This is a genomic window from Halobacillus sp. KGW1 (assembly GCF_001592845.1).
Classification (GTDB): domain Bacteria; phylum Bacillota; class Bacilli; order Bacillales; family Halobacillaceae; genus Halobacillus.
The window spans coordinates 1-13,572 of record NZ_LSOC01000008.1 but is presented as its reverse complement, the minus strand read 5'-3'; the positions used below and the strand labels follow the sequence as shown (position 1 = coordinate 13,572).

Annotated in this window: 18 protein-coding genes; 5 read left to right on the top strand and 13 right to left on the bottom strand. The window is 42.4% G+C overall.

Annotated features, from left to right (window positions below; translation table 11 throughout):
- The first annotated feature begins 226 nt into the window (after positions 1–226).
- A complete protein-coding gene (locus AXG56_RS18835) occupies positions 227–619 on the top strand; it encodes a hypothetical protein (RefSeq protein ID WP_062515822.1) in 393 nt (130 codons plus the stop codon).
- A 49-nt stretch (positions 620–668) separates the two neighbouring features.
- Here AXG56_RS18835 and AXG56_RS18830 read toward each other — a convergent pair whose 3' ends face one another.
- From AXG56_RS18830 to AXG56_RS18810, 5 genes are all read right to left on the bottom strand, one after another.
- Positions 669–866, bottom strand: coding sequence for a hypothetical protein (locus AXG56_RS18830; RefSeq protein ID WP_062515821.1), 198 nt, complete (start codon positions 864–866; stop codon positions 669–671).
- A gap of 3 nt (positions 867–869) precedes the next feature.
- Positions 870–1,799, bottom strand: a complete 930-nt coding sequence (locus AXG56_RS18825) for an LD-carboxypeptidase (protein ID WP_235601533.1) — start codon at positions 1,797–1,799, stop codon at positions 870–872.
- Between the two features lie 29 nt (positions 1,800–1,828).
- Positions 1,829–2,068 (bottom strand): DUF2651 family protein, encoded by a 240-nt coding sequence (locus tag AXG56_RS18820; protein ID WP_062515820.1) that lies wholly within the window; start codon positions 2,066–2,068, stop codon positions 1,829–1,831.
- A gap of 33 nt (positions 2,069–2,101) precedes the next feature.
- Positions 2,102–2,512 (bottom strand): NUDIX hydrolase, encoded by a 411-nt coding sequence (locus tag AXG56_RS18815; RefSeq protein WP_062515819.1) that lies wholly within the window; start codon positions 2,510–2,512, stop codon positions 2,102–2,104.
- A gap of 390 nt (positions 2,513–2,902) precedes the next feature.
- Positions 2,903–3,526 (bottom strand): GNAT family N-acetyltransferase, encoded by a 624-nt coding sequence (locus AXG56_RS18810; RefSeq protein ID WP_062515818.1) that lies wholly within the window; start codon positions 3,524–3,526, stop codon positions 2,903–2,905.
- A gap of 135 nt (positions 3,527–3,661) precedes the next feature.
- On the opposite strand from AXG56_RS18810, the gene AXG56_RS18805 reads away from it, so the two are divergent.
- Positions 3,662–4,450: a protein kinase gene (locus AXG56_RS18805; RefSeq protein ID WP_051348967.1), complete on the top strand. Its 789-nt coding sequence runs from the start codon at positions 3,662–3,664 to the stop codon at positions 4,448–4,450.
- Between the two features lie 38 nt (positions 4,451–4,488).
- Here AXG56_RS18805 and AXG56_RS18800 read toward each other — a convergent pair whose 3' ends face one another.
- Together AXG56_RS18800 and AXG56_RS18795 are read right to left on the bottom strand one after the other, a co-directional pair.
- Complete coding sequence (locus AXG56_RS18800; RefSeq protein WP_026578540.1) at positions 4,489–4,689, bottom strand: hypothetical protein; 201 nt, start codon at positions 4,687–4,689, stop codon at positions 4,489–4,491.
- Between the two features lie 249 nt (positions 4,690–4,938).
- Positions 4,939–7,059 carry a methyl-accepting chemotaxis protein gene (locus AXG56_RS18795; protein WP_062515817.1) on the bottom strand — a complete coding sequence of 707 codons (2,121 nt, stop codon included), beginning with the start codon at positions 7,057–7,059 and terminating at the stop codon, positions 4,939–4,941.
- 199 nt (positions 7,060–7,258) lie between these two features.
- On the opposite strand from AXG56_RS18795, the gene AXG56_RS18790 reads away from it, so the two are divergent.
- The gene (locus AXG56_RS18790; RefSeq protein ID WP_062515816.1) at positions 7,259–8,314 is read left to right on the top strand and encodes a hypothetical protein; all 1,056 of its coding nucleotides are present in this window, start codon (positions 7,259–7,261) and stop codon (positions 8,312–8,314) included.
- 382 nt (positions 8,315–8,696) lie between these two features.
- Here the strand turns inward: AXG56_RS18790 and AXG56_RS19800 are convergent, their stop codons facing one another.
- Together AXG56_RS19800 and AXG56_RS18780 are read right to left on the bottom strand one after the other, a co-directional pair.
- A complete protein-coding gene (locus AXG56_RS19800; protein ID WP_008640250.1) occupies positions 8,697–8,927 on the bottom strand; it encodes a PF20097 family protein in 231 nt (76 codons plus the stop codon).
- A 17-nt stretch (positions 8,928–8,944) separates the two neighbouring features.
- On the bottom strand, positions 8,945–9,160 hold the full coding sequence (locus tag AXG56_RS18780) for a hypothetical protein (RefSeq protein ID WP_008640248.1): 216 nt from the start codon (positions 9,158–9,160) through the stop codon (positions 8,945–8,947).
- A 314-nt stretch (positions 9,161–9,474) separates the two neighbouring features.
- Between AXG56_RS18780 and AXG56_RS18775 the strand changes: the two genes are divergently transcribed.
- Together AXG56_RS18775 and AXG56_RS18770 are read left to right on the top strand one after the other, a co-directional pair.
- On the top strand, positions 9,475–9,669 hold the full coding sequence (locus AXG56_RS18775) for a helix-turn-helix transcriptional regulator (RefSeq protein ID WP_008640246.1): 195 nt from the start codon (positions 9,475–9,477) through the stop codon (positions 9,667–9,669).
- A 3-nt stretch (positions 9,670–9,672) separates the two neighbouring features.
- Entirely contained in the window at positions 9,673–10,107 is a 435-nt protein-coding gene (locus AXG56_RS18770; RefSeq protein ID WP_008640244.1) for a hypothetical protein, read from the top strand.
- Positions 10,108–10,231: 124 nt separating this feature from the next.
- On the opposite strand, the gene AXG56_RS18765 is transcribed toward AXG56_RS18770, so the two are convergent.
- The 4 genes from AXG56_RS18765 to AXG56_RS18750 all read right to left on the bottom strand — a co-directional run bounded on the left by AXG56_RS18765 (position 10,232) and on the right by AXG56_RS18750 (position 13,351).
- Positions 10,232–10,813 carry a hypothetical protein gene (locus AXG56_RS18765; RefSeq protein ID WP_235601532.1) on the bottom strand — a complete coding sequence of 194 codons (582 nt, stop codon included), beginning with the start codon at positions 10,811–10,813 and terminating at the stop codon, positions 10,232–10,234.
- Positions 10,814–11,337: 524 nt separating this feature from the next.
- Positions 11,338–11,808 carry a VOC family protein gene (locus tag AXG56_RS18760; protein ID WP_008640522.1) on the bottom strand — a complete coding sequence of 157 codons (471 nt, stop codon included), beginning with the start codon at positions 11,806–11,808 and terminating at the stop codon, positions 11,338–11,340.
- Positions 11,809–11,892: 84 nt separating this feature from the next.
- Positions 11,893–12,396: a GNAT family N-acetyltransferase gene (locus AXG56_RS18755; RefSeq protein WP_062515815.1), complete on the bottom strand. Its 504-nt coding sequence runs from the start codon at positions 12,394–12,396 to the stop codon at positions 11,893–11,895.
- 112 nt (positions 12,397–12,508) lie between these two features.
- Positions 12,509–13,351, bottom strand: a complete 843-nt coding sequence (locus tag AXG56_RS18750; RefSeq protein ID WP_062515814.1) for a nucleotidyltransferase domain-containing protein — start codon at positions 13,349–13,351, stop codon at positions 12,509–12,511.
- Positions 13,352–13,572 lie beyond the last annotated feature (221 nt).

Genomic DNA, 13,572 nt, shown 5'->3' with positions numbered 1-13,572 from the left:
GTACTTCAAGAATTGCTTTATAACACTTAACAAATAATGGTATTTTATATAGAGGGCTTGTTTATAAAATAAGGTTTAAGAATGAAAGTGAAATTTAGTGAAGAATGGAGAGTGTACTCCAAAATAGAAAGAGCTCGAATTTTTCAATTTCCAAGCAAGACAGAAAACAAATCGTTATCCGTTCATACTCTCTGGACGGAATAGTAACTAAGGGGGGTGTGTGAAGGTGTTGTTATTAAGAAGAAAGCTATTATCTGCATTGATTACCACGGTTATTGCATCCATCATTGTCACTTTAGTTACTCCACCCCATATGCTTTTAGGGGAGCAGCAATCTCCTGGATTCATGAGTAGCTTTAGCATTGTAGCTGGATATATATCTATTGGCGTATTTTTGTATGGGCTACCTATTTCAATAGTATCTGATTTAATTACAAAAAAATGGGGAGCAGCACGTTTCTTTTTTTCTTATGCCTTTCATATTTTTGCGGGAATATTACCGCTTTTTATATTATGGACTTTTACATTTTACTCTCTTGTGATAGCAGTTTTTTATTTCGTCATTGATGAGCTGTTGAGGAGTCGTTCAGGTAAAAAGCAACCGATGAAAGGTCGTTAAATGGTATACCACTGTATACCTCCTATCTTTACCCCCTTTCCCCTCCTCTTTACCTGTTTTCCTTTTCCTTCCGTTTCCGCTTATGCTCTATAACCGCCCAGTACAAAGTGACGATAAACGCAGCGGCCGTCGCCCCCACAAAGGACACGCTCTCTCGTAAACCCGCAAGCATCAACGCAAACGCAGCAAGTAGGAGGACGATGAATGTCCACTGCAAAAGACGCGCTTTTCGGTTCAACCTCTTCATAAATTAAACGACCCCCGATTCGATCACCAATTGAGATGGAGAAGTGGACAAGGTCGCGTTCGCACCCAGCGGAATGCCGCAATTCGGAGAGCAGTGGCCGAACGGGAAGTTCCCGACGACTGGAAACGGCGAGGAAGCGAAGAAGTCTTCCAGCACTTGACTCACCCGTGCTTCCTCCTCCTGTTCCACTTGGAAATTCCCTAAAATGACTCCTTCCACCTGGTCAAAGACTCCTGCCTGCTTCAGGTGGAGAAGCATCAAATCAATGCGGAAGGCGGGCTCTGCGACTTCCTCGATCAAAAGAATCGCCCCGGACGTTTCCACTTGATAAGGTGTGCCCATCCCATTGGTGAGAAGCGTGAGATTCCCGCCGACGATACGGCCCGTCCCTGTCCCTGGAGCCAGCTTGAACAGCTGCGAGTTCCTGGAATCAAAGGTCACGCTTTCCCCCGTGAACAAAGGGGAAAAGGAAGTAAGGGTTCCGCTCGTTCTCTGTGCCTCATTCAGGTCGGACGCCACCATCGGCCCATGGAAGGTAACGAGACCGCTTCCTTTACGAATGGCTTCCAGCAAATAAGTAAGGTCACTATACCCCCAGAAAATCTTAGGGTTGTGCTCCATCAATTGGTAATCGAGCATCGGCGCGAGTTTCGCCGACCCGTATCCGCCATTCGCACAAAACATCGCTCGGATGGAAGGGTCGCGGAACGCTGCATGGACATCATCCACCCGATTTTGGATAAGATGCGCTCCCGCTTCCTCCCCATCGAACACGTGACGGCCGATGAATACATTAAGCCCCATCTCCTCCAATGCGGCTATGCCTTGATTAAGCAGCACTCGATCCGGAGGACCGGCCGGTGCAATAACCGCAACCTTGTCCCCTTTTCGTAAAGTATTCGGTTTTATCATCGTGCCCGCTTCCTTCTTCATTAACATTCCTCCCGGGATTTTCTTATCCTTCAAAAAGCATGGTTTCCTTTCCTTCTATTCATCAGAAGGCTTACGATGATGGAAAGAACCGTATACACCATCACCCAGATGAAAAAGCTCGAATTGAAAACGGTGAACGTAAGAATGGTAAACACGACAAATACAGCTGTCGGCATGACCGCCCATTTGTGGAAAACGGCATGGCCGATTACCGAAGCAGCGAGTACCATTAACGGACACAAAAGAAAAACGATGGTAAACTCGGACATGATGCGCCCCCCCTTTCTTCTTAAATTGTCCCCTTATCCTTGAAACGTATAGGGTGCAGATGCTTGAAGCAGCCGCTCCACACCATTCGCATGATAAGGCATCCATCCGTCTGCCGTTTCATAATCGACCCACTTTATTTCTTCGATTTCATCTTTATGTACGACTCGGATCGATCCTTCCACAACCTTCGCCTTGAAAGTAAGGAACAAGGCATGATGGGCTTCTTTTTCAAAAAACGCTTCATTCACAGCTACGATCGTTTCGACTTCTATCGTCACATTTGTTTCTTCCTTACACTCGCGAATAGCGGCCTGCGCAAAGGTTTCTCCCTTTTCTACAGCACCACCGGGAAGGGACCAGTCCCGGCCTCTATTTTTCACCATCAATACTTTTTCTTCGACCTCGTCAAAAACCAAGGCGTATGCAACGTCTACACGTTTCACTAACCATGCCCCCCCTTTATCTTCTTCGAGCCATACAAAGAAAAGCCTGGACGTGATGCATCCCCGTCCGGGCTTTTTTTTCTATGTACAGCTATGCCTGCTTTTTCTTATGTATCCATACTTCCAGCACGGACAAAGCAACGACCCCGATTACAAATAAAACCGGGTGGTCCCACACCAACAGAAGGGAGAGAAGAACAACTCCGTACCCACTGTTTCCCCCACAATTTTCATAAAAAACCGCTGATTAACAACCTCATTTTTCCATTTTACCATGAGTTGATCTGCTCTCCAATAGGCAATGGAGAAGGTGTATTCATCCAATCACTGTTTATCCTCGTGATTATAAAAAAAGTCTGTAAAGTCATACTAACTTCCATGTTTGTATGATCAATAATCCGGGTTCGAATCATAGTCACCTGCTAACATGCCGTACACTTCCGTATCTCTGAACTCACCTTTGATCCACTCATTCTTCCTCAATGTTCCTTCATGCTGCATCCCCAACTTTTTCATGACCTTCTGAGAGCCGAAATTATCCGTATCGGATCTGCCTTCGATTCTATTCAGCTCCAGATCCTTGAAACCGTAGTGGATGAGTTCCTGCAGCGCTTCTGTTGCTACGCCTTTTCCCCAATGATTCTCAGAAAGAAAATACCCCAGTTCCACACACTTGTGTTTGTTGCTCCAATCAATGAATGCTGCCACGCCGATCACCCGGCCGCTTTCCTTCCATTCTATCGCCCATTCACCGGAACCCCCTTTTTCATAGCCGGTGATGACCATACGCAGAAACTCGTTTGTATCTTCTTTCGTACGGTTCGCTTCCCATGTCATCGGCCCTGCTACGTTAGGGTTGGAGCAGAAGGCGAACACATCCTCGACGTCTGAATAGGCTAACTTTCTCAGCTTTATTCGTTCTGTTTCAAACTCCGGCATTCTTTTTAAATGCTTCTCTATGTCCATACGTATCCGCTCCCCTTTTCCCTCTTTATCGAACGGTATTCTTTTCACAGAAAATACTCTCCACTGCGTTTGTTTATCTAGATTACCACTTCAAGGTTCAACTGGAAAGCTTTTCAAATATCCTTCCTATCCTCCTCCCTGCTTCCTTTGATATGATAAAACAAACAAAACAAAGAGGTGCGTATGGAAACGGTACATTGGTTATGGAAGAGGGTCCGTCAGAAGCTCATGGATCGTCCCTATGGAAGGAATGAGGTTCTGGCGGAACGATATCAGATTAAGAAAGTGCTGCAGAATGGGAGCTACGGCATCATTTATCTTTGTAAAGATTTGAACGCCGGGGATACATGTGTAGTCAAGCAGATGCGTAAAAGCAAGGGGAAGGAGAATAAAGAGAATTACGAGGAAGAGACGTCGATTCTCCAGCGGCTGAAGCACCCCGGGATTCCTGCATTGATCGAAACCTTCTCCTTTGATGGAGAAGCGTTCTTTTCCATGGAATTTATCGAGGGGAAAAACGTCGAGGACACGCTGTTTGCATCCAATCAGAAATACTCGGAGAAGGAATGTCTGGAGCTTGTGCAAAAGCTGATGGGAATCGTTTGTTATATCCATCAAAACGACGTCTTTCACGGAGACATCCGAATTCCGAACGTCCTCCTTCATGAAGGAGAAGTGCATCTGATCGACTTCGGCCTGGCGCACACGTTGGACACCAAGGACCACGTGCAGCGTGAACGGCTGGCCCGGGATGATTTCTTTGATGTCGGTGATTTCCTGTTGTTTCTCCTCTACTCGTCTTACGAAGGCGACACCAAAAGGAACCGGCCGTGGACGGAAGAACTCACCCTTCACCCGCTCACCACCAAGCTGTTGAAGCGACTGCTTGAGATGGGACCTCCGTATAACAATGGGGAAGAGATACTGGGAGCGCTTGAGCAGGTACTCGCCCGGATCTCTTCCCGCCATTAAAAAAGACTCCGTACCCTACGGAGTCTTCTGCATGTCGATCAGCTGCTGGAATAATGTCGTTTCTTTTTATAACGGTGCGAACCATAAAGCGGATTCCGCCCACGTCGGCTGCTGCTGCTTCCATAATACTTACGCCGCTTCCCACTGCTTGAGCCGTGACGATAAGACCTTCTGCGGCCGCTGCTGCTTCCCCGCTTACTAAACTCTTTCGAAATGCCTTTCATGATCTTTTTAAACATTTAAGCACACTCCTTTTCGAGGAGAGATGTCCTATATTTCAAGGCAGACACATCCTCTTATTATGAGCATAAAGCGGGCGCCCGTTTTGGACAAGTAATATCTATCTTGTCATCATTGCCCGACTTGTCCCTCAACACTTCAATTCCAGACGCTTCTATGACTTCCGCGCTTTCTCCCGATAATAACAGCGGTATGTTCAGAGAGCCACAATTCTGAGCTATGGCTCTCTTGTGTTGGGACTCTTGTAGTCAGCTTACTTTTTTATCCGTCCATTCGTTTTTCATTGCCGCTCCGCTGACCGCGTCCGGTTCTTCCTCCGCCGTTTCCAGTTGATAAGCATCGATGATCGACTGCAGATTCTCGGAGGATGCACTCAAGCTGTCTGCCGAAGAAGATACCGATTGCATGGCCTGTACCTGTTCATCAATCGTCGCAGTGACCTGCTCATTCGCAGCTGCCGTCTCCTGTATATTCGCGGAAATACGTTCCATAGCCAGCAGGACTTCTTCTTTATCTTCATTCATTAACGCAACTTCTTCTACGTTCTGCTGGATACTCTGATCGATCGTTTGTACGTTGTTCCCAATTTGATGGAACACTTCGATGGTTCGTGTGACTGCCTCTTTCTGGCGATTGGATATCTCTTTCGTCGCTGCCATGCTTTCTACCGCTCGGCTGGAGCTTTCCAGAATTTCTTCAATGATCTCCTGCACCTCCGCCGTCGATTGGGAGGATTGGTCAGCGAGTTTACGGACTTCTTCTGCCACGACGGCGAAGCCTTTACCGTGTTCACCGGCTCTTGCCGCTTCGATGCTTGCATTCAGGGACAGAAGGTTCGTTTGTTCGGAAAACTGGCTGATGCTGACGATCACAGTGTTTATTTTCTCTATTTGTGCGGAAAGGGATTGGATCAACGCTTCTACGTCATCGATTTTTTCGTTGGATTCCGTTGAGCTCTTCTCCAAATCGGACATCTGCGTCAAGCCTGTTTCACTTGCACGTGAGGCATCCTTCGATTTGCCCTTCATTTCATGAGAAGACTCTGTGACATGGTCCATCCGGGCTGCGAGACTCTTCATTTGCTGCTTCGTTGCTTCGATATCCTCTGCTGAAGTAGAAGAAGCGTAAGCGATTTCTCCCACCGTCTTGTTAATTTCCTCACTGGAAGCGGTGGTTTCCTCGGAGACTGCACTAAAGTTCTCCGCCGACACCGTTACCGTCGCTGCCGAGTCCTTCGCTTTCAGGATAAAGCCCCTCATGCTCTCCACCATCAAGTTGAAGTGGTTCGTTAATTGACCGATCTCATCCGTCCGATTCGAATCCTGCCCCACAGAAAGCCTGCCCTCTGCAACTTTCTTCGTCTGTTCCGCGAGCGCTTCAATCGGCCGTGTCATATTTCTGGAGAACAGGAAAATAACGACAACCATTACTACGATGACCACACCTACAATAATCAATACCTGACCAAGCAGTTGATTGGATGCAGCATACAGTTCCTTTGTCGGGATGACGATCCCAAGCTTCCACCCAGTCTTTGGAACAGTAGTATAAAAGATTTTTTGGTTGGTTCCGTCCTGAGACAGACGTAAGGAACCCTGCGTTTGGGAGAGTATCGCTTCTCCTTGGACTCCAAAATCTCCTTCATCCGTGATCGAAGCGTTCATCATCTTATCCGGAGCAGGAGATGAGAGATACTTCCCGTTCGCATCTGTTAAGAAAGCATACCCCTCTTCACTTATATCGATATCCGCTACAATCTTCTGGATGCTGGTTAAATCGATATCACTGGAAATCACGCCCTGGAACTCTTTGTTTTCATTGAAAAAAGGAACCGCCGTCGTCACCATCGTGATACCAGAGGATTCATCAAAATAAGGATCCGTCCAGCCAGCGACTTCCGCAGCTTTCCCGGCTTCGTACCAATCCGTATTCGGAAAATCGTAGTCGGCGTTCTCATAATCCGAAGTAGAGGTCACGCCATCCTCCGTTTTATATACATAGGGGCCGAAATACTGTTCGTCTTCTTCGTATGTATAAGGCTCGTACCAGACACCCGCCCCGAGTGTATCCTCATTGGTCTGAATCGCATTTCCCAATATCGATATATACGCTTCCCTGGACAGGGAATTCCCCATCGCTTCTACAACAGCGGCCGTGGAATGAGCCACCTGCTCATGTTTATTAAAACGGTTATTCATATCATTAATGATGCTGTTTTGCGTAGCTTCGGTTTTCGCTTCGATCTCCCGTTCCATCTGATCCTTAGAAAGGTAATACGAGGCAAACGTAACAAGCAAGAGTGATAGAACAATAGCCGGCAGCAGCGCCCATAACATTTTACTTCTTAATCTGGTCCGTCGATTCCGCATACAATCATTCCCCCATTATGGTGTGGATTATCCCCATTAATATCGGAACTCGACAGACTTTTTCAATTATTAACCAGCAATTTCATTGTGTTTCCTGAGTTGTTTTTCATTAGCTGACTGCGATAAGGACGAGAAAACAACCATTCGAATGATTTTCAAACAACCACTTAAAGGGTATATATGGATAAGGAGGGATTTAATGGATAAAAAAGCGATGAAAGTATTCTTGTTGACGGCTGTGCTTTTACTCATTACTGGATGTCAAAGCTCACAGGAGGAGGCAGATCGGCAAACCTCTGAACCTGTTGAAAATGAAAGTTCGGAATCGCTGGACGGCAGCACAGGAGACGATGTTGAGAGCGAAAATAACGCGGATGATGGGGACGCTGAAAGTATCGACTCCTCAGGTGAAGCTGAAACTTCTAATGATGACGAGAGCAGCACAGACGTTTACAGCGGAGCACAAAAGAATCCTGATTATTTTATTGATACTCAAGTATTCGATGAGGGAAGTCGGTTTTATACAGCATACGCTATACACCGTGATAAGGAAGAAAAACAAGCACTTTCACCTGAAGAACGCCTGGAAATGTCACTTTTAAAGAATGACCCGTCTGAGCAGGATATACTCCGCTCGTACGCTGATCTATCCTTTGAATGGCCGCACCTATACATCCACTTCCATGAAGATGGGAATGAATTATCCACAACCTCTACTCAAAGCACCTTATTCTTCGACGCGTTATATGGGATCAGTGATCTTTATGGAGTTGAAGAGATTACTTTTTTAAACCCTGATGGTGAAAAAGGTTTGACATTAGCTGAGCGATCCGTCGATGAATCGATTGACGTTAAAGATGAAAAAGGTTTAACACGCGGTTACTATACGATTTATGACGAAGCATTAGAAGAAACCCTATTTCTCCCTGGTGGTGAGCTGGAGGAGCAAGTGGTAAATGAAAACGATGAGCCCCTCACTTTTCCAGAGACTATAGATGCGATGGGCACCATAGATCATGCCGATTCGTTTTACTCGTCAGCCATTGTCGAAGGGATACAAATTGTCGAGTCTTCCCTTACAAACGGTGTGGCTGCGGTGCAATACACAATGGATGAAGACATGGTAACGGAAGCGGATCAGTCTGTACTTGAGAATGCGATTCAATTGGCGGCGCTTGACTTCCATGCATGGGAAGTTCAAATAATAAATGATACGTTGAAAGAAAGCAGCACCTATCCATTGATAGGTCAGTAAAACGAAGCGAAGAACCAGCATAATAGGAGGAAAACTATCAAGGAGTATCCCGTAATGACCTGAAGAATCCTCTCCTGAAGGTACCGTCACCATTCAAAAACCTTAAATCCACATTATCCTAATGAAATCGTTGCTTTTTCGGCTGTGCTGAAGCGTAATGTTGATATTACCCATAACTAAGGACTTCTTATTTTTGTGGAAGTCCTTTTGGCTTATCCCGAACATTCCACTCCCATCCTACGAAACAACTCGTTCATGCAAAAACGAACCGTTGTGGTTTTACGATTTAAAATTGGAAGTCTCCATCCTTCATTAATTACTGCATCCAGTCATCACGATGAGTGTAATAAAGGCTAAAACATGTTTCTTCAAGAAAATACGCCTATCTTTTATCGTTGTTTTCCTTATGTTTAAAAATAACTATGCTGCACTCCTGACACCTCAAGGCTGGATTTTTTTTGACTTTTAACCATGCGTCATCTATTAATGTTTCACTTCCAAAATCAGCAAAGATCGAATCAGGCGAGTCGGACCAGCAAATTCTTCGAGGCGAGAAAATATATCCTTGCTTCAACTCTTTACCACATTCAGGACACCTTACTACATCGTCCATCGTTAGTGACACCACCTTCACCTTAGTGTTTTTATAGAACGTTTCTTATTAAAGAAATTGGATGTAATGATCATCAATAGTCCTGTTACTAACATAGGGATCGATGCAGCCTCTAATAGTTTGGGCATACCATCTAAATCAAAAATCTCACTAAATGCTAGTCCAACAGCGAAAATCCATGTACCTAAGTAAGCAAGCCATTTTCCTTTTTTGGTTTTCCTATTTGAAAACATCCACCTTCTCCTCTCCGCAAGTGCTATTTCCTTTCACATGTTCTAAGCAATTTAATCTGTGATAGGTAATTAAATACATCCTATCAAACTTGCCGTAATTTGGAAATTACAACCATATACATCTAATGAAAAGTGATGGTTCTAATTGAACGACAGCCCCTCCCTATACCTCGAATCCAAAATTCCAGTTTCCCCAGATGCTTTTCTAACCAATGATGAAACTCCTCCTCAAATCACATTACAAAATGTAATTTATAATTGACATTTTGTAATGTATTGAATAATATAAATGTAGGAGGAGGAGAGGATATTTTTTGAAAAACAAAAAAATGAAGATCGCCCGTGTTGAAGCCGATGTTTCTCAAGAAAAATTAGCAGATATTGTAGGGGTTACAAGGCAGACCATTAATTTAATCGAATCTGGAAACTATAACCCGAGTCTGAAATTGTGTACGGCCATATGTAAAGCATTAAATAAAACTTTAGATGATTTATTCTGGGAGGAATGATCAATGCGTGCTGAAAAATTAGTTAAAGAAACTAAATTAACCATTGGTATATCGTTATTTGTCAGCTTAGCCCTGTTTATCACCTGGTTTATTCTCGAAACAACGTCCATTTCTTTTCCTAACAGCAAAGCCTTTTTAGCCTTATCACTTATTCCTCTCAGTGCAGCACTGACTTCCTTCCTTAAACTAATGAAAATAAAAAAGAACCCGAAAATTATTGTATCCGAGACGGATGAGAGACTTGTAGCGGAGAAGAATCAAGCCGATGCAAAAACATTGAAAGTGCTTCAAGGTGTTTTGTTCTTATCCTATTTGGGATACACATTCATCATTCCCGAAGACACATTTAAATCGGTCGGTTGGTGGGTAACGTTAAGTGTACTCCTCTTCTCTTTATTCGCTCCATTGATTTTCCGCCATATCATGAAAGAAACCTGATAAAGCTACCGCCTCTCTCCAATCGTCGAGAAATTCCCCTACGCTGTTACTCACAACATTTAATATTGGATTGAAAAGGGAACCTCATTAAAAATGGGTTCCCTTTTCAATCCAAAAAACATTATTATGAAGTGATTTTCGGCTTTTTATTTAATAATTTTTTTAATATGTTCCGTCCAGCTGACAACGCAAAATATAAAGGAATGGTGACTAGTAATATTAGATAAAAGTCTCGTCCAGCAAGGTAAGTGGAAGAGTGAAGACCTTTTATAAGGAAGTGAGCAAACAGGTAAGAGATAGGCAGTAGAATAATCTTTTCTAGTCCATTTCTTATTTTCTCGTTCTTACGGAATAGGACCAATCCAATTCCACAAATAAGTGAAAAACCTACAGCAAACAACAGATAATAACTTAAAACAACCCGAGGTAACGTCATAACAGAACCATCTGTTATGGGATCCCCATAAATTAAAGTATTTTCACTTCCATCGGTATTGTAATAGTAGACGGAAGCGACCGTTTCCCCATTCGGGTTTAAGACCGTATTTTCTACGTTGTTTCTGCTTATTTTCTGGTGCCAGATCGTTTCCCACGTCGTTATATCATAGACATATCCTGAATTGCCCGCTGCTGGATATTCGGTTACATCAAATCCAGCGACTTCTTCACTAAAATTCAAACGTACAGTTCCGTCATCCTTTTCCATGATTGAAACTGCATCTTCATTATAAGATAGGTATGCCGGCGTTGTCAGATAAGCGATTGTAACCACTGCAAAACCAATGTTACCATGACTGAAAATATAATCGTCTGCAGCTTTTTCCTTCGCAACGTATTTTGTATGTTCCTTAAGGGAGCTATATCGGTATCTACTGGCGGTTCTTCTGTGTCACCATCTCACCTCCTTACATATAAGACGCGATAAACTCAAATATCTTACAAAAATATAAAAAAAAACCGAACAAAGTACCCCCGGTCCTGTTTCTTCTACCATAATTACTGGGTACTGAATTCTCCACTAATCTGCATACAAAAAACACCCGCCCTTTCTGGAAAAGAGCGAGTGTTTATTAGACATTCAATTCACTTTTTGCGAAGATTTTAAAGCAAAACCGCCTATCGTTAATAGAAGGCATTAAAGGATAACCCCCATACAGAAAGACTTGATATTGAGATATATCATAGCTTTTCTTTTACTTTAGTCTCCATATGTATCGTCTATGCTGCATACTACTTCGTTAGTCTATTTGATTCTTCCCATTCACTTAGATACATTTTCTCTGTCAAATTGTTAGGATTACTAATTTTACAAATGAACTCTAAACTATTTCCATCCGGGTCATTAAAATGTACCTTTGCATGGGCAAACTCTCCATTAGGATTTGGCATCACGAATGGTTCAATAGGATCAAAACCAAAAGCTTTTCTCGGTTTATAACCTTTAGTTTTTAGCCAGTTAACCGAGTTTTTCAAACCATCTAAAGATACTTCAAAAGCTATATGTCTAATTGAAGGATGATACTCTACCTCAACTTTATCGGTTTTCCATAAGCCAACCCAACTTTGGTCTTTTACAATCCATAAGAAAGCTAATCTATCTTCCACTTTATGGTCAAACTTCAACCCTAGTCCTTCATAGAATTCAATCGACTTATTTAAGTCACTTACCGGCAAATGTGCTTCGTATAGACCCTTAATCAATGAAAATACCTCCTATATTTCTTATCTTCACTTGCTTCAAAGCATATTATTAAAGAAAAGCCCCCGTTTCTGGGAGACTTGATTTCAAGATATTTTTAAAGTCATATGTGCTTCGTTAAAATACTGGCCATTAAATTTAAGTGCTTCTTCTTCCACACCATATGTTTTAAAGCCTAAATCGGAGTATAATTTCTTTGCCCTTTTATTGCTAGTTACTACAGTTAGGTTTAGTCTTTCAATTTCTTTTATATTCTTAGCTTTTTTTATCACTTCTTGCAATAAGGACCTTCCAACACCACTCCCTCTTGATTCAGTCCTCACGTACATCCCTAATATAAGTGCCTTATGGCTAAGCTTTGATGGACTTTCCTGTAGCATTGTTATCACACCAATAAGTACACCATCAACAAATGCTCCATATGTAAAGTTTCCTTTATTGTTAAGATTCTTTGCTACTCCCTCAATTGGATCTTCTCTCTTTAAGGCTTCTTTGTAGCTAATTGCAAAAGCTTCTGGGTTAGCTTTTAGAGCATTTAATCTTAAGTCCCAATAATCTTTTGCATCTGTTGGTTCTAATAAACGTATCATATTTATTCCTCCTCTTTTTTATGTTTAGCCTCCGTTTTTATAAGACTTGAATTCGAGATAACTTTGGTTTTTGTAACTCAATTTATATAAAATAGATACAGTAATTATATTATCAAAGTGGTAGATGCATTGCCCTTGTTGGATTATAAACATCGAGCCACTTTTCTGTTTCTTTCTCTATCCAATTTCCAAAGTGATCCAAGAATTTCAATATTTCTTCTGAGCTTGATAAGGGGTTGATTGCGTACCAAAGAGCTGTTCTCATCTCTGGCTCTTTTTCAGGATAATGCTTCGAAAATAGTTCATAAGCTGGGTATAAATCTCTTGTATACGACTGTTCTTGAACGATGACAAGCGCACCACCAGCCCTCACAATAATTCTCATAATCCATGAACAGCAATCCTTAGTGTCCTCAATGTCGTCATTACCCATTAAATCATACTTGGCTTTATCAATAAGAGATGTTAGGTGAATGAGGTGTTCATTCGCCAAGGAGCTGTCGGGCTTATAATCAGGGAGTTTACTTATTAGGTTTTCTCCATAAATACAAACCCCATAGGTTTTTAGAATGAAAGGGATCATGGAGCAATATTTTGACTCCTCAACCTCACTTAAAGGACTAAATCCTAATTCTACGCCGTTTATAAAAGAAAATTTCTGATCAATAAATTGTTCCCTGTCCTCCACCCAATCTAGGTCAAGTTCTTCAGGATCGGTATAGGTTATGATTATTACGTCCACATCCGACACACCTTCAATGTCTAACCCTCTTGGTACAGAGCCTCTTATGTAAATGCTGTGAATTTCCTTTGGTAAAGCGGAAAGACAGCTATCGTTTATAAGTCGGATGACTTCTTGAAATTTATTATTGATTTTTTTGTGTTCAGATTGGTTTATGATATAACCTTTTTCGTCTAAAGAACATAAAGATCCTATTTCTTTAATTTCAGTCATACTTTCAAGTCCCCATTTCTTTTCTGATTGAATTTATTAAATATTATATCTTTTCACATACAATATGCGCGGGTATTATTGAGAATTTGCCCCCGTTTCATTAAGACTTTAATTCAAGATATATTAAGCAAAATTTCAACCAACGCTTCCGTTAGCACAAAAATGAATACTGTGTCACTATGGATTAATCAAGAAGAAGATTGCAACTGCAATAAGTATTG

What these genes read in the sequence shown, in the direction of transcription:
- AXG56_RS18770 (WP_008640244.1), top strand. Translation starts at nt 9,673, where the DNA reads ATGCGTGCTGAAAAATTAGTTAAAGAAACTAAATTAACCATTGGTATA.
- AXG56_RS18820 (WP_062515820.1), bottom strand. Translation starts at nt 2,068, where the DNA reads ATGTCCGAGTTTACCATCGTTTTTCTTTTGTGTCCGTTAATGGTACTC.
- AXG56_RS18830 (WP_062515821.1), bottom strand. Translation starts at nt 866, where the DNA reads ATGAAGAGGTTGAACCGAAAAGCGCGTCTTTTGCAGTGGACATTCATC.
- AXG56_RS18800 (WP_026578540.1), bottom strand. Translation starts at nt 4,689, where the DNA reads ATGTTTAAAAAGATCATGAAAGGCATTTCGAAAGAGTTTAGTAAGCGG.
- AXG56_RS18765 (WP_235601532.1), bottom strand. Translation starts at nt 10,813, where the DNA reads ATGGAAAAGGATGACGGAACTGTACGTTTGAATTTTAGTGAAGAAGTC.
- AXG56_RS18780 (WP_008640248.1), bottom strand. Translation starts at nt 9,160, where the DNA reads ATGTTTTCAAATAGGAAAACCAAAAAAGGAAAATGGCTTGCTTACTTA.
- AXG56_RS18805 (WP_051348967.1), top strand. Translation starts at nt 3,662, where the DNA reads ATGGAAACGGTACATTGGTTATGGAAGAGGGTCCGTCAGAAGCTCATG.
- AXG56_RS19800 (WP_008640250.1), bottom strand. Translation starts at nt 8,927, where the DNA reads ATGGACGATGTAGTAAGGTGTCCTGAATGTGGTAAAGAGTTGAAGCAA.
- AXG56_RS18755 (WP_062515815.1), bottom strand. Translation starts at nt 12,396, where the DNA reads ATGATACGTTTATTAGAACCAACAGATGCAAAAGATTATTGGGACTTA.
- AXG56_RS18790 (WP_062515816.1), top strand. Translation starts at nt 7,259, where the DNA reads ATGGATAAAAAAGCGATGAAAGTATTCTTGTTGACGGCTGTGCTTTTA.
- AXG56_RS18750 (WP_062515814.1), bottom strand. Translation starts at nt 13,351, where the DNA reads ATGACTGAAATTAAAGAAATAGGATCTTTATGTTCTTTAGACGAAAAA.
- AXG56_RS18825 (WP_235601533.1), bottom strand. Translation starts at nt 1,799, where the DNA reads ATGAAGAAGGAAGCGGGCACGATGATAAAACCGAATACTTTACGAAAA.
- AXG56_RS18795 (WP_062515817.1), bottom strand. Translation starts at nt 7,059, where the DNA reads ATGCGGAATCGACGGACCAGATTAAGAAGTAAAATGTTATGGGCGCTG.